The 23,910-nt window shown below is 38.4% G+C and carries 23 protein-coding genes, 1 tRNA gene, 1 riboswitch and 1 other annotated feature; of the genes, 2 read left to right on the forward strand and 22 right to left on the reverse strand.

Annotated elements, in window-relative coordinates:
- Nucleotides 1-4: 4 nt before the first annotated feature.
- The 14 genes from A2U94_RS03595 to A2U94_RS03665 all read right to left on the reverse strand — a co-directional run bounded on the left by A2U94_RS03595 (nucleotide 5) and on the right by A2U94_RS03665 (nucleotide 14,666).
- Entirely contained in the window at nucleotides 5-1,537 is a 1,533-nt protein-coding gene (locus A2U94_RS03595) for a 2-isopropylmalate synthase (RefSeq protein WP_025908568.1), read from the reverse strand.
- The gene (ilvC, locus tag A2U94_RS03600; RefSeq protein WP_025908569.1) at nucleotides 1,524-2,549 is read right to left on the reverse strand and encodes a ketol-acid reductoisomerase; all 1,026 of its coding nucleotides are present in this window, start codon (nucleotides 2,547-2,549) and stop codon (nucleotides 1,524-1,526) included. The genes A2U94_RS03595 and ilvC overlap by 14 nt, the downstream gene beginning before the upstream one ends.
- A gap of 59 nt (nucleotides 2,550-2,608) precedes the next feature.
- Complete coding sequence (gene ilvN / locus A2U94_RS03605) at nucleotides 2,609-3,121, reverse strand: acetolactate synthase small subunit (RefSeq protein ID WP_025908570.1); 513 nt, start codon at nucleotides 3,119-3,121, stop codon at nucleotides 2,609-2,611.
- On the reverse strand, nucleotides 3,118-4,824 hold the full coding sequence (gene ilvB / locus A2U94_RS03610; protein ID WP_152545167.1) for an acetolactate synthase large subunit: 1,707 nt from the start codon (nucleotides 4,822-4,824) through the stop codon (nucleotides 3,118-3,120). Before ilvB ends, ilvN begins: the two co-directional genes overlap by 4 nt.
- 93 nt (nucleotides 4,825-4,917) lie before the next feature.
- Nucleotides 4,918-5,167: a binding site (T-box leader), on the reverse strand.
- 320 nt (nucleotides 5,168-5,487) lie between these two features.
- Nucleotides 5,488-5,561, reverse strand: a tRNA-Arg gene (locus A2U94_RS03615).
- 126 nt (nucleotides 5,562-5,687) lie between these two features.
- A complete protein-coding gene (locus A2U94_RS03620) occupies nucleotides 5,688-6,197 on the reverse strand; it encodes a metallophosphoesterase family protein (protein ID WP_062954414.1) in 510 nt (169 codons plus the stop codon).
- 14 nt (nucleotides 6,198-6,211) lie between these two features.
- Nucleotides 6,212-6,808 carry an XTP/dITP diphosphatase gene (locus A2U94_RS03625; RefSeq protein ID WP_062954415.1) on the reverse strand — a complete coding sequence of 199 codons (597 nt, stop codon included), beginning with the start codon at nucleotides 6,806-6,808 and terminating at the stop codon, nucleotides 6,212-6,214.
- A gap of 36 nt (nucleotides 6,809-6,844) precedes the next feature.
- Entirely contained in the window at nucleotides 6,845-7,567 is a 723-nt protein-coding gene (gene rph, locus A2U94_RS03630) for a ribonuclease PH (RefSeq protein WP_062954416.1), read from the reverse strand.
- Nucleotides 7,568-7,991: 424 nt separating this feature from the next.
- Nucleotides 7,992-9,077 carry a GerMN domain-containing protein gene (locus tag A2U94_RS03640; RefSeq protein ID WP_061785399.1) on the reverse strand — a complete coding sequence of 362 codons (1,086 nt, stop codon included), beginning with the start codon at nucleotides 9,075-9,077 and terminating at the stop codon, nucleotides 7,992-7,994.
- 122 nt (nucleotides 9,078-9,199) lie between these two features.
- Nucleotides 9,200-9,994 (reverse strand): glutamate racemase, encoded by a 795-nt coding sequence (gene racE / locus A2U94_RS03645; protein ID WP_061785400.1) that lies wholly within the window; start codon nucleotides 9,992-9,994, stop codon nucleotides 9,200-9,202.
- 10 nt (nucleotides 9,995-10,004) lie between these two features.
- Entirely contained in the window at nucleotides 10,005-10,424 is a 420-nt protein-coding gene (locus A2U94_RS03650) for a MarR family winged helix-turn-helix transcriptional regulator (protein ID WP_035319955.1), read from the reverse strand.
- A 223-nt stretch (nucleotides 10,425-10,647) separates the two neighbouring features.
- Entirely contained in the window at nucleotides 10,648-11,649 is a 1,002-nt protein-coding gene (locus A2U94_RS03655) for an inorganic phosphate transporter (protein WP_025907857.1), read from the reverse strand.
- A gap of 13 nt (nucleotides 11,650-11,662) precedes the next feature.
- The gene (locus A2U94_RS03660; RefSeq protein WP_025907856.1) at nucleotides 11,663-12,280 is read right to left on the reverse strand and encodes a DUF47 domain-containing protein; all 618 of its coding nucleotides are present in this window, start codon (nucleotides 12,278-12,280) and stop codon (nucleotides 11,663-11,665) included.
- Between the two features lie 388 nt (nucleotides 12,281-12,668).
- A complete protein-coding gene (locus A2U94_RS03665; RefSeq protein WP_062954418.1) occupies nucleotides 12,669-14,666 on the reverse strand; it encodes a penicillin-binding transpeptidase domain-containing protein in 1,998 nt (665 codons plus the stop codon).
- A 236-nt stretch (nucleotides 14,667-14,902) separates the two neighbouring features.
- Between A2U94_RS03665 and A2U94_RS03670 the strand changes: the two genes are divergently transcribed.
- Nucleotides 14,903-15,109, forward strand: coding sequence for a hypothetical protein (locus A2U94_RS03670; RefSeq protein WP_061785402.1), 207 nt, complete (start codon nucleotides 14,903-14,905; stop codon nucleotides 15,107-15,109).
- A gap of 238 nt (nucleotides 15,110-15,347) precedes the next feature.
- On the opposite strand, the gene A2U94_RS03675 is transcribed toward A2U94_RS03670, so the two are convergent.
- From A2U94_RS03675 to A2U94_RS03705, 7 genes are all read right to left on the reverse strand, one after another.
- Nucleotides 15,348-16,553 (reverse strand): cation:proton antiporter, encoded by a 1,206-nt coding sequence (locus A2U94_RS03675; protein WP_025907853.1) that lies wholly within the window; start codon nucleotides 16,551-16,553, stop codon nucleotides 15,348-15,350.
- A 3-nt stretch (nucleotides 16,554-16,556) separates the two neighbouring features.
- A complete protein-coding gene (locus A2U94_RS03680) occupies nucleotides 16,557-17,057 on the reverse strand; it encodes a cation:proton antiporter regulatory subunit (RefSeq protein ID WP_025907852.1) in 501 nt (166 codons plus the stop codon).
- Between the two features lie 193 nt (nucleotides 17,058-17,250).
- On the reverse strand, nucleotides 17,251-17,574 hold the full coding sequence (locus A2U94_RS03685) for a hypothetical protein (protein WP_061785405.1): 324 nt from the start codon (nucleotides 17,572-17,574) through the stop codon (nucleotides 17,251-17,253).
- A gap of 183 nt (nucleotides 17,575-17,757) precedes the next feature.
- Nucleotides 17,758-17,982, reverse strand: a complete 225-nt coding sequence (gerE, locus tag A2U94_RS03690; RefSeq protein ID WP_013059396.1) for a spore germination transcription factor GerE — start codon at nucleotides 17,980-17,982, stop codon at nucleotides 17,758-17,760.
- Between the two features lie 158 nt (nucleotides 17,983-18,140).
- Complete coding sequence (gene sdhB / locus A2U94_RS03695; RefSeq protein WP_025907850.1) at nucleotides 18,141-18,914, reverse strand: succinate dehydrogenase iron-sulfur subunit; 774 nt, start codon at nucleotides 18,912-18,914, stop codon at nucleotides 18,141-18,143.
- The gene (gene sdhA, locus A2U94_RS03700) at nucleotides 18,915-20,708 is read right to left on the reverse strand and encodes a succinate dehydrogenase flavoprotein subunit (RefSeq protein ID WP_061785406.1); all 1,794 of its coding nucleotides are present in this window, start codon (nucleotides 20,706-20,708) and stop codon (nucleotides 18,915-18,917) included.
- 28 nt (nucleotides 20,709-20,736) lie between these two features.
- Entirely contained in the window at nucleotides 20,737-21,345 is a 609-nt protein-coding gene (locus A2U94_RS03705; protein ID WP_025907848.1) for a succinate dehydrogenase cytochrome b558 subunit, read from the reverse strand.
- 467 nt (nucleotides 21,346-21,812) lie between these two features.
- Between A2U94_RS03705 and A2U94_RS03710 the strand changes: the two genes are divergently transcribed.
- The gene (locus tag A2U94_RS03710; protein ID WP_062954420.1) at nucleotides 21,813-22,328 is read left to right on the forward strand and encodes a YslB family protein; all 516 of its coding nucleotides are present in this window, start codon (nucleotides 21,813-21,815) and stop codon (nucleotides 22,326-22,328) included.
- 19 nt (nucleotides 22,329-22,347) lie between these two features.
- Here A2U94_RS03710 and A2U94_RS03715 read toward each other — a convergent pair whose 3' ends face one another.
- Nucleotides 22,348-23,586 (reverse strand): aspartate kinase, encoded by a 1,239-nt coding sequence (locus A2U94_RS03715; protein WP_025907846.1) that lies wholly within the window; start codon nucleotides 23,584-23,586, stop codon nucleotides 22,348-22,350.
- Between the two features lie 135 nt (nucleotides 23,587-23,721).
- Nucleotides 23,722-23,899, reverse strand: a riboswitch (Lysine riboswitch).
- Nucleotides 23,900-23,910: the final 11 nt, after the last annotated feature.

A 23,910-nucleotide genomic window follows, 5' to 3' on the forward strand; every position in this document is an offset into this window, starting at 1 on the left:
CGTATTACACTTCTTGCTCAACGCGGTGCTGCTTAACTGCGAATAAGCGGTTAATTGCGTTGATATAAGCCTTTGCCGATGACTCTAGTACATCAAATGCTACGCCTCTTCCACTTACTTCCACACCGTCACTTTCTACTTTAACAAATACCTCTGCCAGCGCATCCGGTCCACCGTTAATGGACTGTAGGCGATAATCTAATAGCTTTACATCTTGTTCTAAACAACGTGCCAGCGTATTGTAAATTGCTTCAACGCTCCCTGATCCCGTAGCCGCTTCTTGAACAACGTCTCCATTCTTACGCTGAAGCGTGATTGTAGCAGTTGGAATATTATTAATACCATACTGTACTTGAAGTCCTTCTAGCTTGTATTCAACATCGTGATTAACCTGCTTGTGCACTACTAGCGCAAACAAATCATCATCTGTGATGTCTTTCTTTTTATCTGCTAAGTCCTTAAATTTTTCAAATAGAACGTTCGCTTGCTCATCTTCTAGAACAAACCCTAGCTCTACTAAGCGTGTACGGAATGCATGTCTTCCAGAATGCTTCCCAAGCACAATCGGGTTTTGTTTCACCCCAACAAGTTCTGGGGAAATAATTTCGTATGTTAATGGGTTTTTTAAGACACCATCTTGGTGAATACCAGATTCGTGAGCAAAAGCATTTTTACCTACAATTGCTTTATTTGGTGCAATCGTCATGCCCGTTAGCTTGCTAATTAAGTCGCTTGTTCGCTTAATTTCTGGTAAAACCAGGCCTGACTCCGCTTGATAGAAATCTTTGCGAATATTTAAGGCAAGTGCAACTTCTTCTAAAGCCGCATTTCCAGCACGCTCACCAATCCCGTTGATTGTCCCTTCAATTTGTGTTGCTCCTGCTTCAATTGCAGCAAGTGAATTCGCTACCGCTAAGCCTAAATCATCATGACAATGAGCAGACAATGACACTTTATCAATGTTTGAAACATTTTCTTTTAAATATTGAAACACAGATCCGTAGTGAGCCGGCGTTGTATAACCAACCGTATCCGGAATATTAACAACCTTAGCCCCTGCATCAATGACAGCTTCTACAATTTGTGCTAGAAACGGTAATTCGCTTCGGCATGCATCTTCGGCAGACCATTGAACAATCGGAAACTTTTTCGCTGCGTATTTCACCATTTCAACCGCTGTTTCTAGCACTTGCTCTGGTGTCTTTTTCAACTTATGCTCCAAGTGAATTGGAGAAGTAGCAATAAATACGTGCAGCCTTGGTTCAGCACTGTCTTTTAAGGCTTCCCAAGCGATGTCAATGTCCTGTGTAACAGACCTTGCAAGGCCTGTTACAGAAGAATCTTTGACAGTCGACGCAATTTCCTTCACCGATTGAAAATCGCCTTTTGAAGAAGCTGGGAAACCTGCTTCGATTACATCAATTCCTAAACGCTCTAACTGTTTTGCAATCTCAAGCTTTTCTTGTAGGTTTAGATTAACTCCAGGTGATTGTTCCCCGTCTCGTAGCGTCGTGTCAAATAGGTTAATTTTTTGCACTAGCGACCACCGCTTCTTTCTTTTGTTTTTTTACAAATGGCATCATTTCACGTAGCTGCGCACCAACTTTTTCAATTAAATGCTCATTTTCGCTGTTATTGATTGCTGTAAACTCTGGACGATTTGCTTGGTTTTCTAGGATCCAACCTTTAGCAAATTTACCTGTTTGGATGTCTTCAAGCACTTTTTTCATTTGTTCTTTTGAACGCTCATCTACAACGCGTGGCCCTGATACGAAGTCACCCCATTGAGCAGTATCAGAAATTGAATATCTCATTCCTGCTAATCCACCTTCATACATAAGGTCAACGATTAATTTTAATTCATGTAAACACTCGAAGTATGCAACTTCTGGCTGATAGCCTGCTTCTACAAGCGTTTCAAAACCTGCTTTTACTAATGATGTTAAGCCACCGCAAAGAACTGCTTGCTCACCGAATAAATCAGTCTCTGTTTCTTCTTTAAATGTTGTTTCTAATACACCAGCACGAGCTGATCCGATTGCTTTTGCGTATGCTAACGCAATTTCTTTTGCTTCACCAGTTACGTCTTGGAATACAGCAAATAGAGCTGGTACACCCGCACCTTCTTCATATGTTCTTCTCACAAGATGTCCTGGACCCTTCGGAGCTACTAAGAATACATCTACAAATTCAGGAGCAACGATTTGGTTGAAGTGAATGTTGAAGCCATGTGCAAAAACTAATGATTTTCCTGGCTTTAATCCTGGTAAAATTTCTTCATTATATACTTTTGGTTGATGCTCATCTGGTAATAAGACCATCACAACTTCAGATTGTTGTACAGCTTCTTTCACTGAAAGAACTGTGAATCCATCCTGCTCAGCTTGCTCCCATGATTTACCTTTTCTTAAACCAACAACTACGTTTACTCCACTATCGCGTAAGTTTTGTGCATGAGCGTGACCTTGTGAACCGTATCCTACGATTGCTACTGTTTTACCTTGTAAGAATTGATCCTTTGCGTCACCGTTATAATATACTTTTGTCATAATAAATCTCTCCTCTTTGTTTTTAATTTTTATAGGTTAATTTTTGGTTTATATCTTAGTTAAATAATTGATGACCACTTTGCCGCTACTTTTTGCGTTCCGCGCGGTACAGCTACGGTACCCGTTCGCGTTACTTCTTTCAGTCCGTATGGCTGAAGTAGATCAATCATCGCTTCGATTTTACTTGATTCACCTGTTACCTGGATGATTAAACTATCTCGGCTAACATCAAGAATGGTTGCTCGAAATGGCTCAATAACTGCATACAGCTCATTTCGGCTCGCTGGTGTTGAAGCTACTTTCATTAAAGCAAGCTCTCGTGAAACAACGGCCTGTTCAGTAATGTCCTGAACTTTTAAGACATCAATTTGCTTGTTTAATTGCTTAATTACTTGTTCAGCAGCGCCATCGTCTTCCACGTTTACTACAAACGTCATGCGCGATACGTCTTCTGATTCGGTATGACCTACTGAAATACTTTCAATATTGAAATTTCTTTTGGTGAACAACCCTGTTACTCTATTTAATACGCCTGCTCTATTTAACACTGTTGCTGTTATAATCCGCTTCACGGTTTCACCCCCACCATTTCATGAAGTCCTTTTCCAGGAGCAACCATCGGATACACATTTTCTTTTGGTGCTACGAAGAAGTTCATTAACACTGGACCATCCGTCTCCATCGCTTCTTTTAATACAGCGTGTGCCTCTTCTTCAGTCGTTGCTTGAAGCCCTTTAATACCATAAGCTTCCGCTAGTTTCATAAAGTCTGGCTGATTCGGAATCAGTGAATGAGAATAGCGCTCTTCATAGAAGATTTCTTGCCACTGACGAACCATTCCAAGAGAATGATTGTTTAATATAACCACTTTCACAGGTAGATTAAGCTCATGAATGACACCTAATTCTTGAAGCGTCATCTGGAAGCCACCATCTCCAACAACTGCTACAACTGTTTTATCTTTATTTGCCAGCTGTGCACCAATGGCAGAAGGTAAACCAAACCCCATTGTTCCCAAACCGCCCGAAGTTACCCATCGGTCTGGATTGTTGAACGTATAGTATTGAGCAACCCACATTTGATGCTGACCTACGTCTGTTGTCACTACGGCATCTCCATCCGTATATTGATGCAGTAGCTCAATCACTTTTTGAGGCTTTAACACTTCTGAAGAGTTCTCATACCATAAAGGATATTCTTGTTTCCACCCAGCTAATTTCTCATGCCATTTCGTATAATCTCCTGTTTCGCCATCTTGTAAAAGAAGCTGTGACAGCACTTCTTTTGCGTCTCCCACGATTGGGATTTTCGTTGGTACATTTTTACCGATTTCAGCGGGATCGATATCAATGTGTGCAATTTTAGCATTTGGTGCAAAGTGCTTTAAATTGCCTGTTACACGATCATCAAAGCGAGCTCCGATACTGATGAGAAGATCACTCTCATAAATCGCCATGTTTGCTGTGTACGTGCCGTGCATGCCGGCCATTCCTAAATGAAGCGGATGATCCGCCGGAAAACAGCCTAAGCCTAGCAGCGTGTTCACAACAGGAATGTTTTGCTGTTCTGCATAATTTTTTAATTCTTCTGAACCTTTACTTAACAATACACCCGCGCCTGCTAAAATAACTGGCTTTTTAGCAGCTGTTACCGCTTCGGCTAATTTCTTAACCTGCAGCTGGTTTGGCGTGTATGTAGGCTGATAGCCAGGTAAGTTAACCTCACCTTCATAGCTGAATTCGCCATCTCCTTGCGCCATGTCTTTTGGGATATCAATTAATACTGGACCAGGTCTTCCCGTTGTTGCAATGTGAAATGCTTCTTTAATGATTCTTGGCAAATCACTGACTTTACGTACTTGATAGCTGTGCTTGGTAATCGGCATTGTAATTCCCAATACGTCGGCTTCTTGGAACGCATCTGAACCAATTACACTTGACGCTACTTGCCCCGTAAATACAACTAAAGGAAGTGAGTCAATCATTGCATCTGCCAAACCAGTTACAATGTTTGTAGCACCAGGTCCACTTGTAGCAATGACAACACCAGGCTTACCAGAAATTCTCGCATACCCTTCGGCTGCGTGAATCCCACCCTGCTCATGACGAGCAAGTACATGAAACATTCCTGAGCCGTAAAGCTTATCATAAATTGGTAAGACAGCTCCTCCTGGGTAACCGAAAATGACGTCAACATTTTCTCTTCTTAGAGATTCAATCAACATGTCAGATCCATTCATTTGTTTCCCAATGCTTGCTGGCTCTTTTGTTTGCATATTGGCTCCCACTTTTTCTCATCCTTTCGTTTTCTTAATAAAAAGAAAAAAAGACTCTCCACCCCTGACAAAGACCCACTTTATTAAGATAGGTCAAGGGGCGAAAAGTCTTTTGTACTTTACGCGGTACCACCCTCATTTGTAGTCACGAAGACTACCTCATGAATGTATAAACATTCGTTTTGATAACGAGTGTGTTGGAATAACACTCGGCCACCCTTACTCAATTCAGGATGACACTCTGAGGTGAGTTCACTTTGATCTGGTAACGTCGGCTTCCAGCAACCCGACTCTCTGTTGATACCAAACTATCAAAACTACTTATCCTCTTCAACGTTTTAATTCATTATTTCATCTCTCTGTTATTCTCAGGTTTCCACTTTCAAACAACAGAGAAAACTAACGTTTTCAACTAATTAAAATTTTTAGAAAACTTATATTTGAGGACTATCTTACGCCCATTTTTATACATAGTCAACCGTTTTTTGAATATTTTTTAGATAATTTAGACTAAACAGAATTTTTGGATACGCTTTCATCGTTGAGACTCTAAGGATGAGATGACTTTAAAAAAGTTTTTCTATCGAGTTCATTTGTACTTCTTAGGAGAACAAAACAAAAAGCCTACTTTTTTATCTTAAGATAAAAAGTAGGCTTTTTGGACGTCCCAGGAGAGATTCGAACTCCCGACCGACGGCTTAGAAGGCCGTTGCTCTATCCTGCTGAGCTACTGGGACATATTACTAAATTGTTTCAAAGACATTTTTAATTATATTTAAATATAATTAAAAAGTCAACGTTTTTTTAAAAAATAAATGAGAAGAGAGGAGAAATTTTCTCTTCTCATTTATTTTATTTATTTTTTAAGCAAGCGTGCACGTCAGCTGCATGCTAGGAATACGATCACCACTTATATCATAAAACTGAACGGTTGCTTCATTATCTTCAACCTCAAGTATAGCATACGTGCGCTCTTTTCTCATACGCGGCAGTAAAATACTTCCGGGATTAATAAACAATACGCCGTCCATTACTTCTGCCCCTGCAACGTGAGAGTGACCGAAGCATGCGACATTTGCCCCTACTTCCCTTGCCTTGTAGTGAAGATTCATCATTGACATTTTGACGTTATATAAATGACCGTGTGTTACCAAACATGTAGCTTCTCCCACTTTTTCAACGCGATCGTTGACATAGGATGCATCGTAATCACAATTTCCACGAACGCTTAAAAAGTTCGCCATTTCTTTACTATTTTGCAAAAGTTCTGAGTCACCACAGTGTATCATTTTATCTACATCTGCATGTCTCTCCTTAATTACGATTAACTCATCTTGTAATCCGTGGCTATCGCTTACAATCAATAGTTTCACACGTCATCACTCCTTTAAAATTGGGCATCAATCAGTGGTTCAAGCTTTTTTAGTGCGTTTGCTCGGTGGCTAATTGTGTTCTTTTCTTCTTTCGTCAATTCCGCCATTGCACGCTTCCACCGTTCGATATAGAAGATTGGATCATAGCCAAAGCCATTTTCTCCTCTTTTCTCTTCCAAGATATATCCTTCACACGTTCCGTCTACTGTAATCGTGTCTTTTCCTGGTACAGAAAGAGCCAGCGTACAATGAAACCTTGCAGTTCGCTCAGCAAACGGCACACCGCTCAACTTTTCTAGTACCTTCTCTATATTAGCATTATCATCCTTTTGTTCGCCAGCATATCGCGCTGAATACACGCCCGGTTCCCCATTTAACGCATCAATAGATAAACCAGAATCATCCGCTATAACGGCAGTATGTAATGTATGTGAGATTGCTTCAGCTTTTAAAATGGCGTTTTCAGCAAAAGTTGTTCCCGTTTCTTCAACATCAGCAATCTCAGGAAAATCTAGCAACGACTTAACTTCAATGCCTTTAGAAGAAAAAAGTGTTTTAAAATCTTTTACTTTCCCTGCATTCTTTGTTGCAATAATGACTTCTCGACCCATCTTAATCTCCTCCACATCTAATGTTAACAGCTTTGCTTAGAGCGATTGAAGCACTTGTTTTTGCGCTTCAATAAGATGCTTAATTCCGCTTTCCCCCAACGAAATTAATTCATTAAGCTCTTGTTTAGAAAACGTTGCTTCTTCACCTGTTCCCTGCAGCTCAACAAATTTACCTTGCCCTGTCATAATAATGTTCATATCAACTTCTGCAGTTGAGTCTTCTTCGTAATTCAAATCTAGAATAGCACCATGTTCACGGTGCATTCCAACAGACGTAGCGGCTAAATAATCTGTAATTGGCATTTCCTTCATTCTTTCTTCTTTAAGCAGCTTTTCAAAAGCAAGCGTCATTGCGACAAACGCTCCGGTAATGGATGCTGTGCGCGTTCCCCCATCAGCTTGAATAACATCACAATCAATCCAGATTGTTTTTTCGCCAACTTTATCTAAATCTACAACCGCGCGGAGAGCACGCCCAATTAAACGCTGAATTTCCATTGTACGCCCCGTCACTTTTCCTTTAGTAGATTCACGGATATTTCGCTGTTGCGTTGCTCTCGGAAGCATAGAATATTCAGCTGTAATCCAACCTTTTCCTTGACCACGCATAAAAGGCGGTACTCGATCATCAATGCTTGCTGTACAAATTACTTTTGTATCCCCTACAGATATTAATACAGAACCTTCAGGATGCTTTAAGTAGTCCGTTTTAATCGTAACCGGACGCATTTCCTTTTGATTTCGACCATCATTGCGCATACATTCTCCTCCTTAAATATAGTTTTTTATATGTATCATTTCGTATGAACGCTGTAAAGCACAACACCTTTCATTATATACCTATATCATTAACAAGCATACCTATCGAATAAGAAAAGAGTTTGGGACATAACAAAATGATTGCTTCTAAAAGACGAACACTATAGCTGTTCCCATCTCTTTGATTTGTCTCAACTCGTTCGTTCCATTGCGCTGCGGGATCTCCGTTTTCCCTCTCTTTCCCGCAGGAGTCGAGTGTCCTACGCTCCATTCCACCCTGTTTCCAACATTGTTTTCACAATCAACCAAAAAACCTGAACGATTAAAAGTTATGAACTCTCAATCGTTCAGGTATAGTAGAGGCTGAACTACTTACGTCTCAGTCTCCTTCTTATGTTTATCATCAATATAGTGAAAAACCTTTTTAGAAACTTTTTGTATTCACATTTTTCGGTCGAGACACCGGTTCAGTTAATTTTTTCCCTTCTTCATTCGTTAACGTCTTCTTACCGTCCACTTTAATCGCAACGCTTTCAACACCTGTTTGCTCTGTCAATGAAAGGACAAGTGAATCTAGTACTTGTTGAGATACTTTGCTTCCTTTCAGATTACCAAAAATATTTTCATTGAACGTTAACGTTAGCTCACCGTCCGCGTATTTCGGCTTAGATACAAGCTGCGCATCTGGATTAAAGTCTGTAACAAGCCCTGAAGAAGCTGATGGGCCTTCCACTAATTCATTAACAATAGCTGTATACATATCGCTTTCATTCACCTTGATTCGTTTCGTAACAGGAACGTAGTACGTGTGCTTCCCGTTTTGAGCTAAATAATAAACCGTAGCCGGCTTTGTTTGAGTAATATTCACAACACCTGAATTATCAAAGTTAATACCATCCGCTCTGCTTAATCCTTCGCTAATCGGCGTGTTATTAACTGGCATTGTATCTTTATCATAGCCATTAATACGAAGCTTAACTTTTTCTACCCCGTCAAACTGAGTAAGTGTCCAGGTAATTGCTTGTAAAATACGAAGTTCATCTTCTTTTTTATAGTTGGCAAACTCAGGTGAAAAATCAGCAATCATCGTTCCGTCTTTTTCTAATTTCGTTCCTAACACGCGAGTATCCGCTGGCAACACCGCTCGGAAACCATCTGGCAAGAGATTTGAAACTTCTCCACCTTCAATTAAATACTCAAGCGATTGTTTCGCAACACCTTTTTCATTCGGCATAGTTAATGTTTGAGGCACAACGTAGCCGTTTTTATCAATCAAATAAACTTCTGTTTTATTTTCAGCTTTAGACTTTGCTGCTTCTTTCTTCTGATTGCTTCCTTCTTTTGCTACTTTACCTTCAGTTTCCAATGCTTTTTCATCTTTAACGTAGGTGACATCTTTTGGTGGATCAATTTCTGCCGTTTTTTCACCGCCAAACATCCCACATCCCGATAATAGTACCGATGTAGCTACCACTGCTGACACCATGATAAGATTTGTCTTTTTAGACATTTCTTCCCCTCCTCAGACGGTTTGTACTATTATGTATACGAGCCTTTTTTTATTTTAGACCGAAGGAATTTATTTTTTCATACGAAAGGAGCAGCGACCTCTCACTGCTCCTTTTGTGTAGATTATAAAACAATATGATTTACGTTATACACCGGATGCTCAAACCACTTCGATGCAATAGATTGAAAAAGTTCAACTGATCCTGTTGTGAAGAATTGATGCTCAGGTAATTCACCGTTTGATGCTAGTAAATTACTATAAGATAAGATAGCGCTCACCTCAATAGCTGTCTCTTCACCAGAGCTTATCAGCTGGACACCACTTCCAATTACCTGTTGAATAACGGGTCGTAACAGTGGGTAGTGAGTACATCCCAAAATCAACGTATCAATATCCGTGTTAGTCAACGGCTTTAGCGTTTCCTTTACAATCTGTAAAGCCTCGTCACTTTCATAATTACCGCTCTCGACTAACGGTACAAATAGTGGACAGGCTAGATTATCTACTTCTACTCGATTATGCAAAGCTTTAAGAGCATGTGTATACGCCTGACTCTTGACCGTACCGTTTGTCCCTATGACACCTATTTTGTGATTTTTCGTCACTTTAAGCGCTGCACGAGAACCAGGTTGAATGACTCCAAGTACAGGAATATCTAACTGCTGCTGAATCTCCTCAAGTACAACAGCCGTGGCTGTATTACAGGCAATGACGAGCATCTTTATATTACGCTCTACTAAATAGTTCGTCATCTCCCAAGTAAAAGCTTTCACTTCTTCACTGGGTCGGGGCCCGTATGGACAGCGAGCTGTGTCTCCGATATACATAATCTGTTCTTTCGGAAGCTGTCTCATAATCTCTTTCGCAACGGTTAATCCACCTACACCTGAATCAATAACACCTATTGGTCTACTCACAAAAATCGCCTCATTTTTCTTTCATTTCATCATGTAATCTCTTTAATTTACCTTGAAGATCTTTTATTTCCTCTTCTGAGAAGTCACTTAGTACACCTTCTAGATAACCTCTTCTTTTATAAATTACTTCTTCAATAATCCGCTCTCCTTCTGGAAGCAGATGGATACGAACAACTCGTCTATCTTTTGGATCTTTTACTCTCATCACCAATTTGTTCTTTTCCATACGATCTACTAAATCAGTTGTGGTACTGCAGGCTAAATAAATTCGATTAGACAAATCACCGATTGTCATATCACCACGCTCAAACAACCACTGCAATGCAATAAATTGGGGCGGAGTAATCGAGTACTGCCCCAAAATTTCTCTACCTTTTTGTTTAATGATTGCTTCAATATGTCGAAGCGACCTTTCCAACTCTGCTACCATGCTTTCATCTTGATCTCGCAATCATATACCACCTTTCTAACTTTCTAAGGAATTCACCTTATTTCTATTTTTATTTAAACGCATAGCGCCCTACGTACCTTCGTAACTATCATGTTTATTGTCCTCTTTTTCACGCTCTTTTTCAAGCTAGAACTTAAACGGCTGCCTAAAATCTAACCTTTCGTTTAGATAACTAAAAAAGAAGCTCAGGAATTGAGCTTCTTTAAAAGAATAGATCTAAGATGAAATACGCAATTGCTGCTAACGTAGCGGAGATTGGTAACGTAATAACCCATGTAATTAACATGCGCTGTGCCGTCCCCCATTTAACACCTTTAATACGATGAGCTGAACCAACACCAAGAATTGATGATGAAATAACATGCGTCGTACTAACTGGTAGGTGAATAAACGTCGCTCCAAAAATAATCGCAGCACCTGTTAAGTCTGCCGCTACACCGTTAACCGGACGAATTTTCATAATCTTACCACCAACTGTTTTAATGATTTTCCAACCACCAACTGATGTTCCAATTCCCATTGCTAATGCACAAGAGAGCTGTACCCACCACTGAATATCAGTTGAGCTCTGCATATTGTTTGCAATTAAGGCCATTGTAATAATCCCCATCGCCTTTTGAGCATCGTTCGTTCCGTGAGTGTAAGATTGTAATGCCGCTGTTAAGATTTGAACATGACGAAACTGCTTGTTAGTCTTAGATAAATTACTATTATGTTTAAAGACTAGCTTTATGATGGTATATACAATATAACCAACAACAAAAGCAAGGATTGGTGAGATGATAAGAGCTTGAATAATTTTGATAAAACCGCCATAGTTTAATGCACCAAATCCCGCTGCTGCAATGGCAGCTCCCGCAATTGCACCGATGATAGCATGTGACGAACTACTTGGTATTCCGTAATACCACGTAATTAAATTCCATGCAATCGCAGCGATTAACGCAGCTAGTATTACAACTGATCCATTTTGAAGTGTAAATGGATCAACGATATCTTTTGTAATTGTTTTTGCAACTCCTGTAAAAGTCATTGCTCCTATAAAATTCATTGTTGCCGCCATAATAATTGCATGTCTAGGCTTTAACGCTTTGGTTGAAACAGACGTAGCAATTGCATTTGCTGTATCATGAAAGCCATTGATAAAATCAAAGGCAAGCGCTCCAACGACAACAAGGATAGTTAAAAGTAACAGTGAATCCAATTTTATTGCCCCTTTACGCGTTCTTCATGATAACTGTCTCTAAATTATTAGCAACAGTTTGACAGTAATCTGCCACCTCTTCTAATATTTCATAAATTTCTTTATACTGTATTACTTGAATTGGATCTTTACATGTAGAAAATAATTGCTTCAACGCTCTTCTATATAAAATATCGCATTGCGACTCATATTCTTTAATTTTAATTGCATGTGCACTGATTTGAGATAATTTCTTTTCAGATAAAAGATTAATTGTTAGTAAAATTTCAGCTGCACAACTTTGAATATTCTTCACAAATTCTTTTACATACTCATCAAATTTTGCAATTGAGTAAATTTCCAGCATAGCTGCAAAGTTATCAATACCGTCTAATACGTCATCTAGACTCATCGCTAATTGTAAAATATCCTCACGTTCAATCGGTGTGATAAATGCTTTATTCAGTTCTGTAATTACTGTATGAACATATTGGTCACCTTTTGATTCGTATGCTTTTAATACATTAGCGAATTCTTTTAAATCTGATACATTGTTTAATTCAAAGTTGCCTAAAAAGTCAGCTGAGTCTTTTAGGTTTTGAGCAATATCAAGCAACATTTCAGAAAATTTGTCTTTTTTCCTTTTAATCACGGTAAAGCCTCCATCCAATTTATTAACCTTTATAAGGACTCGTTATGTATTTTTTCAGTCCCTATTTTAAGTAAGCTTTCATCGTAGATTATATCTCTTTACATCGTTCGACAAAAACTTAGCTTTTTCACTGAAATTTTTAATACCAAAACAAAAATTACTCCTATTATGAACGAATGTCAATATGTTTTCAGACGAATTGTAAAGACCCCACTTTACAATCTTATTTTCTTATTATATAAACCCTTGTTGTATCAAGGGTTACCAAGCAGTTGGGTAATATTGGGGTTTACAAACTTTTAACATTTTTATTTATTCTGAAAATTAAATCAAAACAAAGAAGAAGGGGAATACTTAAATTCTCCCCCTCTTTTTTCTTATTTAATTGTTATTTTGGGCTAAATATATTTTTTACCTTTGGCGTAACATCATGACTACCTTTTTTTACATCCTCAACCATCATAGCTACTAGTAAATGTGGTGACTCAGTATCTACCGCTACAAACCAACCATTTTCTTTTCCTTTCTCACCTTGAGAAAGTTTCAATTCTGCTGTACCAGTTTTTCCAGCAAGCGTTAAGTTACTTATTTTCGCTTCTTTCGCTGTCCCATTAGGATCTTCAATAACGCCAATTAAGCTTTCTTTGATCTTTAAAGCTGCTTCACTACTCATTACGTCCTCTTTCCAAAACTCAGGCTCTGTTTCCTCATTCATAACAAGCTTTGGTTTAATCATATTCCCATCGTTTACAATAGACGAATATACAGATGCTAGATGAAGAGGACTAACCTGCACTTCTCCTTGTCCATATGCTGAATTTGCTAAGAGAAGTTCAGAGTCTATAGAATTGCTTTGTGAAATTTTAGACGTTTGAAACGGAAACTCGATTGGTAACTTTTCGTTAAAACCAAACTTCTTGCTACCTTGCTCAAACGCTTTTACTCCTAATTCCGTTATTGCTTGGGCAAAATAAATATTATCTGATGTGACAAGCGCATCTCGAAAATTGACGTTAGGTTGATTGCCTACACGCGTGACATAAAAATCGCCCCAACTGCTATCTTTTTGCCATTTATCACCGATTGTTCTCTTTTCATTCAAATCAAACTTCTCACTGTCAGCAATCAATGCTGCCGATAGTAATTTAAATGTAGAGCCAGGTGAATATGTTTTGTTAAAACGGTTCAGTAACGGCTTAGCTGCGTCGTTAGACAGTTTACTGTACTCTGTAGATGTAATTCCTAAAGAAAAATGGTTTGGATTAAAAGAAGGTGCACTAACCATTCCTAATACATCTCCTGTTGTAGGATGAATCGCAACCCCGAGCCCCTTTTCATCTTTTACTTGTTCATATAGCTTTTTCTGCATTGCTACATCTACTGTCAGCTGCACATTTTTTCCGTTTTCAGCTTCCTTACTCGCAATTTCTTTCTTTACGTTACCATCAGAACCCACAATCGAAATTACTGCTCCATCTTTGGCACGCAGCGTCTCTTCGTATTGAGCTTCTATACCAATTAAACCAGCGCTAGACTGGGAGTTGTATCCTTCACCCTTATGTTGTTTCAAAAACTCTGCCGTCACAGGGGCTACATAACCTACTAAGTGTGCACACGCTTCAGCACATGGATAAACACGTGCAGGTACATTATTAATTTGAACTCCTTCAATGCCTAGAAGCTGCTCTTCCCCTTTTAAAGCTTCATCTTCTGTCATTGTTTTGATTGGCACGAACTGATCTTCTTTTACCCATGAAGCATTAAGCGCCTTATCTATTTCTTCAGTGGATATATTTAAAAGCTTGCTTAAGCTCTCTTTATTCTCATCCATCTTCGCCTTGAATTTTACTGGTACAATGCCTACTTGAGAAGCATTTCCATTCTGAGCTAAATAACTTCCAGAACGATCGGTAATCTCTCCTCGCTCAGCTCGCAATGTTTTAACGCTTACTTCATCTCCGTCCGTCATTCCCTCAAAAATCATGCTGGGTTTCCAAGATACGCTCCACTTGTTTTTATCATCAACTTTTTCTTCAACCCATAGCGCGTTTTCTTTAAAAGAAACTTTCCCAGCTGCCGTGTCCATACTTACTTCAAACGGTAAAGAAATTTCATTATTTTCTGGCTTTCCCTCAGATTTTATGGCCTTTACTTTTAATTTCTTTACCTCAGCTCCGCCATAAATATTTTGATATCTAGCTACAAACTCATCTTTTGTCACATCTTTTTTAGCTTCTTGAGATAGATAAGAATACATGTCTTCAAACTTTTGATCATTCCAAAGCTTCACATATTGTTCAAAGCGATCGCTCGCTGCTTCTTCATTTGAACAGCCCGCTATAATCATGATTAACATCATCAAACAAAACAAGCTCAATTTTTTCATCTATTCATCCCCTTTAATTGTACGTTTTTCCTGCAATATTAAATTTTACATATATATTCCCAATTTAAGCAACTCTTTTCGTCCATTTGTTATACATCATACACATATGATTGTTTTCGACAAAAAATCAAGATATTTTGCGAATTTTTTTTGAACAATTTGTGAATATTTTGTGTCTATTTTGTTAATCATTTGATATAATAAGTGTAAGAAGTTGTAAACAGGAGGCGATTAAAGTGAAAAAGTTCTTACAGTTTTACTTTTTATTTAGTTCTCTGTTCTGTTTTGGAAGCGTTTTCGTTTTATTCCTCGTAAAAGAATATTATTTCGCACCTTTGTTCTTAACATTAGGATGCTTAAATATCTTCTTATTCAAAGTCTATATCCAGCAAACTAAAAAAGTCGATCAAGCTGTTCCTACTAAACCAAAACCAACAACCTAAAAAGCCGCTCATTTGAGTCGGCTTTTTTAAAATTTTTATTTTGACTTCCTTTATGATAAATAGACGAGATCTTGCTTCTTTAGAGAACTCCTTCATTTTATTATCCTATTAACACAAAAAACTCTCACCTAAAATAGGTAGAAGCTTTCCATTCAGTAATCCGCTGGTCCTCAAAATACCAAGCCATCCATTTCATTACCTTGAAATATATCAAATTATTCCGATTTGCCAACTATGATTAATGAGATTTTTCAACCTTTTTCCATTTAAAAATCTTGTTTAACATTCCATAAATCATCTTCGACTCTTTCGTTAATAATGGTCCGAGAATGGCTAGAATGAGTACATATAAAGCTGCGAATGGTTGTAAAATTGAAGCCAGTCCACCCGCTATTCCAATATTAGCCATAATAATTGAGAATTCCCCACGTGAAACAATCGTTAATCCAATATTCGTTGATGCTTTATGAGATAATCCGCTTTTACGACCAGCTATCATACCGGCTGTGAAGTTTCCGATGATGGTTAAGATAACCGCACCGATTGCTAACCATGCTGCATCTAATAGCGTTAAAGGATCAATGCTTAATCCAAAGCTAAAGAAGAAAATCGCTCCAAAGAAATCTCTAAATGGAATGACTAAGTGCTCAATGCGATCGCGATGCTCCGTTTCTGAAAACACTAGACCTAACAGCAATGCTCCGATTGCTTCTGCAACGTGAATTGTTTCTGAGAATCCAGCAACAAAAAACAGTGTTGCAAACACAACAATAATAAAAATTTCATTTGAAGAAATGTTTAACAATTTGTTGAGTAGAGGCGTTGCTTTGCGAGCAATGATAAAGAACAACAACATATAACCAAACGCAATTAAAACCGATACGACAGAGCTCCAGATGGACGTGTGGTCACCAAGTACAAGCCCTGATACGACGGATAAATAGACTGCTAGGAAAATATCCTCAAACATAATAATTCCTAGAATAAGTTCAGTTTCAGGGTTAGCCGTTCGCTTTAAGTCAACCAGAACTTTAGCAACAATTGCGCTTGAAGAAATCGTAATAATACCAGCCATAATGAGTACTTCTAAAAGAGGATAACCTGTCAAGTACCCATACAACAAACCAAGACTAAAGTTAATTAAGATATAAATGGAACCACCAACAGCGATAGAACGCCCCGATTTAATTAACTTTCCGACTGAAAATTCCAAGCCCAAGTAGAAGAGAAGGAATAGCACCCCAATTCTGCCCATAAAAGAGATAATTTCTTCACTTTCAATAAACTTAAAGCTTAGGGCTCCAAATTCCGGAGCATGTGGTCCTACTGCCATTCCTAATAAGATTAAAAATGGAATAATAGTAAATTTTAATTTATTTGCCAAAACAGCAGCCACTGCCACCAATACTAGCGCTGTTCCAACTTCAAAAACTAAATGATCCATAGATTAAGCGCTACCTCCTTTTGAAAGAAGCTCTGTAATTAACCGTTTCAAGTTGCCTCTCTCACCAGAAATAACGAGCGTGTCTCCTTCTTCAATAACAGTATCTGGACCAGGACTAGAAAGCTTTGTTTTGGGTCCTTTCATAATGGCGACGATTGTTACATCATAATTACTACGAACGTCTATATCGCCGATAGTTTTATTATGAGCTTTGGCGCCCGATTCAACTTTATACCATTCGATGATGAGGTCATTAAAAGCCACTTCGATTGTTTCCATTGCCTTTGGCTTATAAATCATGCCTCCTAAAATGGCAGCCAACTGTCTGGCTTCTGTATCGTTAAGCGTAATATCAAAAGCACTTTCTTCCAAGTCTCTTTTATCAAAATAATATACTTCACGACGACCGTCATCATGAAGAATAATAACAATACGATTTCCTTCCTGTGTATCAATTTCAAATTTTCTGCCGATACCTGGAAGCTCAGATTCTCTAACAACCATGCATGAACAACTCCTATAACATAATGATTTTTTGATAGTTACTCATCTTAATCTCGTGTAAATCTAATAAAGTGTATATGGGAAATTATAGTTTTATAGGGTAACGTTTAATACATAAAAGTTTGCACAACAAATAACCTTATTAAACGTTAATTTTTTATAAGGTAAACGTAGGATTTTAATTGTTGAATAGTTAGAGGTAATTTGTTTGAAATTGTTTTGCATAAATAAAGGGTTGTCGGAGAGCAAATAACTCTTTTTGACTTTCATATATTAGAGGTTGTTCAACTTGTGTTACTGACAAAACAGGTGCGTATCCCGTTTCGAACGATATATTAAAATGCTTGGTAACGAGCTTTACGCCAGTTGAATGCTGTACACTTTCTGTAGGATGATTTAATGCTACAGTATCAACAGTGGCATGTTGTTGTGTACCATCGTTTAATGAAACTGGCAAATTACCTAAAGGTAAAGCAAGCAGCATGAAAAACATAATTAAAAACCAAACTCTTCTCATATTTGCACCTCCTTTTATCTAAAGTAGAGAAAATCTCTCTCACTTTTTATTATACGGAGAATGCGTTTTGTATTCAAGCGATAAGTTTCATTTATGTATATTTTTATTTATTTTAATTTTTTCTAATGATACATTCTAAACACTAACAAAAAGCGGGTTCCCAACAGGGATACCCCGCTCATGTTATAATTCAAGTTCCCCCATACGAAGGAGTTCGACAACTGCTTGAGAACGCCCCTTAACTCCAAGCTTTTGCATCGCATTTGAAATGTGATTGCGCACTGTTTTTTCGCTAATGAATAGTTCACTCGCGATTTCTTTTGTTGTTTTGTCTTGTACTAGAAGCTCAAATACTTCTCTTTCACGCTTTGTCAGCAGTGGTTTAGGTTGAAACTCTTTTTCTTTCAATATAACCCTCCTTGCCTGATCCTGAGTTGAACTATCGGATGGGTGTAAATTTAGTCACCATATCTTATGTAGGAAGCAATAAATGGGTTACTGCATTCTAAATTTTTTCAAAATAAAAAGAGCTCCACAGCTGCAAAAGCCGTGGAGCTCTTTTGTAATTATACTTGATCGCTACCGAAGAAGTTACGGAATGCCTGAATCGTTGTGTCTCGGTTAAGCGCTGCAATTGATGTTGTTAATGGAATACCCTTTGGACAAGACTGCACGCAGTTTTGTGAGTTACCGCAGTTTGCAAGGCCTCCATCCCCCATAATTGCTTCTAGTCTTTCTCCTTTATTCATAGCACCAGTTGGGTGAGCATTAAATAATCTTACTTGAGAAAGTGGTGCTGGTCCGATGAAGTTTGATTTATCGTTAACGTTTGGACATGCTTCTAAACAAACTCCACACGTCATACATTTTGAAAGTTCATATGCCCATTGACGCTTTTTCTCAGGCATGCGAGGCCCCGGTCCTAAGTCGTATGTTCCATCGATTGGAACCCACGCTTTTACTTTCTTTAATGAATCAAACATTCTGCTTCGGTCAACTTGTAAGTCACGAACAACAGGAAATGTCTTCATTGGCTGAAGTTGAATCGGCTGTTCTAACTTATCTACTAGAGCGGTACAAGATTGACGGGGCTTGCCGTTAATGACCATTGAACATGCTCCACAAACTTCTTCTAAGCAGTTCATATCCCAGTTAATAGGTGTTGTTTCATTACCGTTTGCATCAACAGGGTTACGGCGGATTTCCATTAGCGCAGAAATCACGTTCATATTAGGGCGATAAGGTATCTCAAATTCTTGATTATAAGGAGCTGTCTCAGGCGAATCTTGACGAGTAATAACAAAACGAACTGTTTTTTGTGCCGTTTGTTGTGCACTCATTTAACGAACCCCCTCTTGTTGTTTTTTCGTTGCTTTTTTCTCATCTTTTTTCTTTGTATAGTCACGTTTACGTGGCTTAATTAATGACACATCTACTTCTTCATAATGGAAAGCTGGTGCCTTTTTCTTATCAACAAACTGAGCCATTGTTGTTTTTAAGAATTCTTCATCGTTACGATCTGGGAATTCAGGCTTATAGTGAGCCCCACGGCTTTCGTTACGATTGTATGCACCTAGCGTCACTACGCGAGAAAGCTGAAGCATATTTTGAAGCTGACGAGTAAACGTTGCCCCTTGGTTACTCCACTTCGCTGTGTCGTTAATATTAATACGATCATAGCGTTCAATAAGCTCTTGAATTTTCTCATCTGTTTGTAACAGCTTGTCATTATAACGTACAACTGTCACGTTGTCAGTCATCCATTCTCCTAACTCTTTATGAAGAATATACGCATTTTCTGTTCCATCCATTGACATAATACTTTGCCATTTTTCTTCTTCCTGCTTCACATGTTGATCATATAGGCTTGTTGGTAGAGCATCGGCACTTTTCTCTAAGCCATTAATGTAATCAACCGCTTTTGGCCCAGCGACCATACCGCCATAAATAGCTGATAGAAGTGAATTAGCACCTAGACGGTTTGCACCGTGCTGGGAGTAATCACACTCACCTGCTGCAAACAGACCAGGAATATTTGTCATTTGATCATAATCTACCCACAATCCGCCCATTGAATAGTGAACAGCTGGGAAGATTTTCATTGGTACTTTACGTGGGTCGTCTCCCATGAATTTTTCATAAATTTCAATGATTCCACCAAGCTTGATATCAAGCTCTTTTGGATCTTTGTGAGAAAGGTCTAAGTAAACCATGTTTTCGCCGTTAATACCAAGCTTTTGCGCTACGCATACATCAAATATTTCACGTGTTGCAATATCACGAGGTACCAAGTTACCGTAAGCAGGATATTTCTCCTCTAAGAAGTACCAAGGCTTACCATCTTTATATGTCCAAACACGTCCGCCTTCACCACGAGCAGATTCGCTCATTAAGCGAAGCTTATCGTCTCCAGGAATGGCTGTTGGATGAATTTGAATAAACTCCCCATTTGAATAGTAAGCTCCTTGTTGATACACAATGGATGCTGCTGAACCAGTATTAATAACTGAATTCGTTGATTTTCCGAAAATAATACCAGGTCCACCTGTGGCCATAATTACCGCATCTGCAGGGAATGTTTTAATTTCCATAGACTTCAAATCTTGTGCGGTAATTCCACGACAGGTACGCTTATCATCTAATACTGCTCCTAAGAATTCCCAACCTTCATACTTTGTTACGAGCCCTGCTACTTCATAGCGACGAACTTGTTCATCTAATGCATACAGAAGCTGCTGCCCTGTTGTTGCGCCTGCAAACGCAGTTCTGTGATGCTGTGTTCCTCCGAATCGTCTGAAGTCTAACAAACCTTCAGGAGTACGGTTAAACATAACACCCATACGGTCCAATAAATGAATAATGCCTGGGGCAGCTTCACACATTGCTTTTACTGGAGGTTGATTGGCTAAAAAGTCTCCGCCGTATACCGTATCGTCAAAGTGTTCCCACGGTGAATCTCCTTCACCTTTTGTATTTACAGCTCCGTTAATACCACCTTGAGCGCAAACTGAGTGAGATCTCTTCACTGGAACTAATGAAAACAAATCAACTTGTTTGCCAGACTCAGCAATTTTAATTGTTGCCATTAAGCCCGCTAAGCCGCCACCAACAACAATAATTCTTCCTTTACTCATCGTAACCTCACTCCTTTAAAACGTAATTTTATGCAAATGCGAATAGTGTACGTACACCTACAAATGTTAATGCGAAGAAAATCGCTAATGTTACATATGTTGAAATTCGTTGAGAGCGAGGTGTTACAGTTAACCCCCAGCTAACGCCAAATGACCATAATCCATTAGCAAAATGGAAAATCGTTGACACAACACCAACAATATAAAATACCATCATACCAGGATTACTTAAAATATCTTGCATCATATTAAAGTCTACTTTTTGACCAAGCGCAGCTTGAATACGTGTTTCCCAAACATGCCATGTAATGAAAATAAGCGTTACAACGCCAGATACACGTTGTAAGACAAACATCCAGTTACGGAAGAAACCGTATCTGCTTACACTCGTTTTGGCAGTAAACGCAATATACAAGCCATAGATAGCATGAAATAGAATAGGTAAGAAGATAATAAAGATTTCAAGTGCGTAGCGAAAAGGTAAGCTCTCCATAAAATGAGCTGCTTGATTAAACGCTTCTTCTCCCTTTGTTGCAAAGTGGTTGACAACCAGATGTTGGACTAAAAATATGCCTACTGGTATGACACCTAGTAAAGAATGTAGTTTGCGATACTGAAACTCTTTGTTCGCTGCCATGTGCGTAATACCCCCCTTAGTTAGATAAACAATGTTAGTGAAAACAAAGCTCCCGAATAAAATAAATAGATTGATACAACAGAAAATGAAAACCTTTGCATTCTCTATTAAAATATGTGACACATCAATTTTACTCCCATCAACATAGAGCGTCAAGATAAGATATTTAAATCTTCATTAAAATATAAATTTATAAAAAATTAAGTTTGTTAACGCTTACTAAGTTGATGTTATAGGATTTTATATTTTTTACACTTCTTATTGTACACCTTTATGTAACCGTTTTCCACAAAAGATTGCGACTTCCTATAAAAGGATATTCATTTTATTGTACAATAATTTTTTACGTGTTTCGAAAAGTTATAGATGCAACAACCATCTCATGGACTTTGCTTGATTTATTTTTAAAAATAGATGAGAGAACTGCTCAATTTGTATATAATAGATGTAAAGAAAGAGGGGAAAAAATGAGCAATCAACAAACTGAAACGCAGCAAGAAATCGTTGAAAGTGAAGAAATCAATCAAACCGATACTCCACAAGCACCTACAACTCCTTATTTTGGATACAGCTTACTTCGAGACGTGCTAATTCCAGAGCTTCTTAGCAATGATACGAATGAAATCTCGTACTGGGCAGGAAAACGGTTAGCACGAAAATTTCCACTTTCCTCTATTGAAGAGATTAGCGGCTTTTTTGTGAAAGCTGGCTGGGGACAATTAACCATTTTAAAAACTGAAAAATATAACATTGAAATGGAATTAACAGGTGAAGTTGTCAAACGAAGATTTACTGAGTATCCCAATTCATCTTTCCATCTTGAAGCTGGCTTTGTTGCTGAACAAGTTCAACAGTTAAAAAACTGTCTAACAGAAACTTATTTAACCAACAAAGAAAAAGCCAACAAAGTCCTTTTTTCCGTTCAATGGGATAAAAAAGATATCATTACACCTGAAACTAGAACGGAAAGATATAAAAAATAAAAGCGGGCTGTGCCCGCTTTTATTTTTGAACTTGATAAATATCTTGCTCTTCTAATTCAAAAGCAGTGTGCAAAGTTTCTACCGCTTTGACCATGTCTTTATGTGGCACAACTGTTGATACTTTAATTTCAGACGTACTTACCATTTTCACTTCAATTTCTTCCACAGCTAATACTTCAAACATATCGGCAGCAACGCCTGGGTTTGAAATCATACCCGATCCAACAATCGAAACTTTAGCTAAGCCCCTTTCATGCTCCACTTTTTTATGACCTACTACTTCTTTTAACTGAGCTAGCACAGATAAAGTCGTATCCGTATCTTCTGTTTTAATCGAGAAAGAAATAGATAAACGATTGTCTGACGTCACATTTTGAATAATGATATCCACGTTAACGTGCTCTTTTGCTAATGCTGTAAAAATGGTTGATAATGTCTGAAGTTCATTATTTAGCCCTTCAATTGTGACTCTTGAGATATTATCTTCAAATGCAATTCCTCTTACTACTAAATTCTGTTCCATCGATACTTCCTCCTCAACAATCGTTCCTCTTTCTAATACTAGACTTGACCTTACCTCTAGTGGCACCTGATAGTTTTTTGCAAACTCTACTGCTCGAGGGTGCAATACACCCGCCCCTAGATTTGCAAGCTCTAGCATTTCATCATATGAAATAGACTGCAGTTTACGAGCGCCTTGCACGTAGCGAGGGTCCGTTGTAAATACTCCCGTTACGTCTGTATAGATATCGCACTTATCTGCTTTTAATGCCGCTGCTAAAGCTACGGCTGTTGTATCAGATCCGCCTCTTCCTAACGTTGTAATGCTGTTATCTTCCGACATTCCTTGAAATCCTGCTACGACCACAATATGATTTTCTTTCAAACGCCCTGCAATGGCTTGTTCATTAATCTTGGTGATTCGTGCATTTCCATGCTGAGCTTCCGTACAAATTCCTGCCTGCCATCCTGTATAGGAAGTAGCGTCATAGCCTTTTTCTTGCAGCGCCATTGTAAGGAGAGAAATGGTAACTTGCTCACCGGTTGTTAGTAGCATATCCATTTCTCGTTTACTTGGTTTACTTGTAATTTCTCCTGCTAATCTTACTAATTCATCTGTTGTTTTACCCATTGCTGATACAACCACTACTACTTGATTGCCTTGCTCAACTTCCTGGATAACTCGATTTGCTACATGCTGAATTCGTTCTGTTGATCCAACAGAAGTTCCACCAAATTTTTGAACGATTAATCCCATAAGTCTCCTCATCCTTTCACTTGTTTTCAATATGATAAAGAGGCGATCTATTGCTTAAGCTCAGACAATAAAAAAAGCAATGAGATGGATATCTCATTGCTTAACGAACGAAAAGTATATATAAAACGTTCAATGCCGTGAGATAGCTCTCCAAGAAACACATTCTTGACAATCCTACATTTATTCAACGCAGAACCAGCAAATGACTCTATGAGATGTCATTCACTTCGGCAAATTTTCCTTTCCACATTTGTCTTTAGAGCTCATACTCTTCCAAATGTGTACTCTTAAAATTCGCACCTCTATCTTCACTTCAGTTTAATG

It is taken from the genome of Bacillus sp. VT 712 (assembly GCF_001614195.1).
Lineage (GTDB): Bacteria > Bacillota > Bacilli > Bacillales > Bacillaceae_H > Priestia > Priestia flexa.

Bases quoted from the DNA above. Each gene is read 5' to 3' on its own strand.
- ilvC (WP_025908569.1), bottom strand. From the start codon at position 2,549: ATGACAAAAGTATATTATAACGGTGACGCAAAGGATCAATTCTTACAA.
- ilvB (WP_152545167.1), bottom strand. From the start codon at position 4,824: ATGCAAACAAAAGAGCCAGCAAGCATTGGGAAACAAATGAATGGATCT.
- A2U94_RS03625 (WP_062954415.1), bottom strand. From the start codon at position 6,808: ATGGGTCGAGAAGTCATTATTGCAACAAAGAATGCAGGGAAAGTAAAA.
- rph (WP_062954416.1), bottom strand. From the start codon at position 7,567: ATGCGCAATGATGGTCGAAATCAAAAGGAAATGCGTCCGGTTACGATT.
- A2U94_RS03640 (WP_061785399.1), bottom strand. From the start codon at position 9,077: ATGTCTAAAAAGACAAATCTTATCATGGTGTCAGCAGTGGTAGCTACA.
- A2U94_RS03650 (WP_035319955.1), bottom strand. From the start codon at position 10,424: ATGGTAGCAGAGTTGGAAAGGTCGCTTCGACATATTGAAGCAATCATT.
- A2U94_RS03665 (WP_062954418.1), bottom strand. From the start codon at position 14,666: ATGAAAAAATTGAGCTTGTTTTGTTTGATGATGTTAATCATGATTATA.
- A2U94_RS03675 (WP_025907853.1), bottom strand. From the start codon at position 16,553: ATGGATCATTTAGTTTTTGAAGTTGGAACAGCGCTAGTATTGGTGGCA.
- A2U94_RS03680 (WP_025907852.1), bottom strand. From the start codon at position 17,057: ATGGTTGTTAGAGAATCTGAGCTTCCAGGTATCGGCAGAAAATTTGAA.
- A2U94_RS03685 (WP_061785405.1), bottom strand. From the start codon at position 17,574: ATGAGAAGAGTTTGGTTTTTAATTATGTTTTTCATGCTGCTTGCTTTA.
- sdhB (WP_025907850.1), bottom strand. From the start codon at position 18,914: ATGAGTGCACAACAAACGGCACAAAAAACAGTTCGTTTTGTTATTACT.
- sdhA (WP_061785406.1), bottom strand. From the start codon at position 20,708: ATGAGTAAAGGAAGAATTATTGTTGTTGGTGGCGGCTTAGCGGGCTTA.
- A2U94_RS03705 (WP_025907848.1), bottom strand. From the start codon at position 21,345: ATGGCAGCGAACAAAGAGTTTCAGTATCGCAAACTACATTCTTTACTA.
- A2U94_RS03710 (WP_062954420.1), top strand. From the start codon at position 21,813: ATGAGCAATCAACAAACTGAAACGCAGCAAGAAATCGTTGAAAGTGAA.
- A2U94_RS03715 (WP_025907846.1), bottom strand. From the start codon at position 23,586: ATGGGATTAATCGTTCAAAAATTTGGTGGAACTTCTGTTGGATCAACA.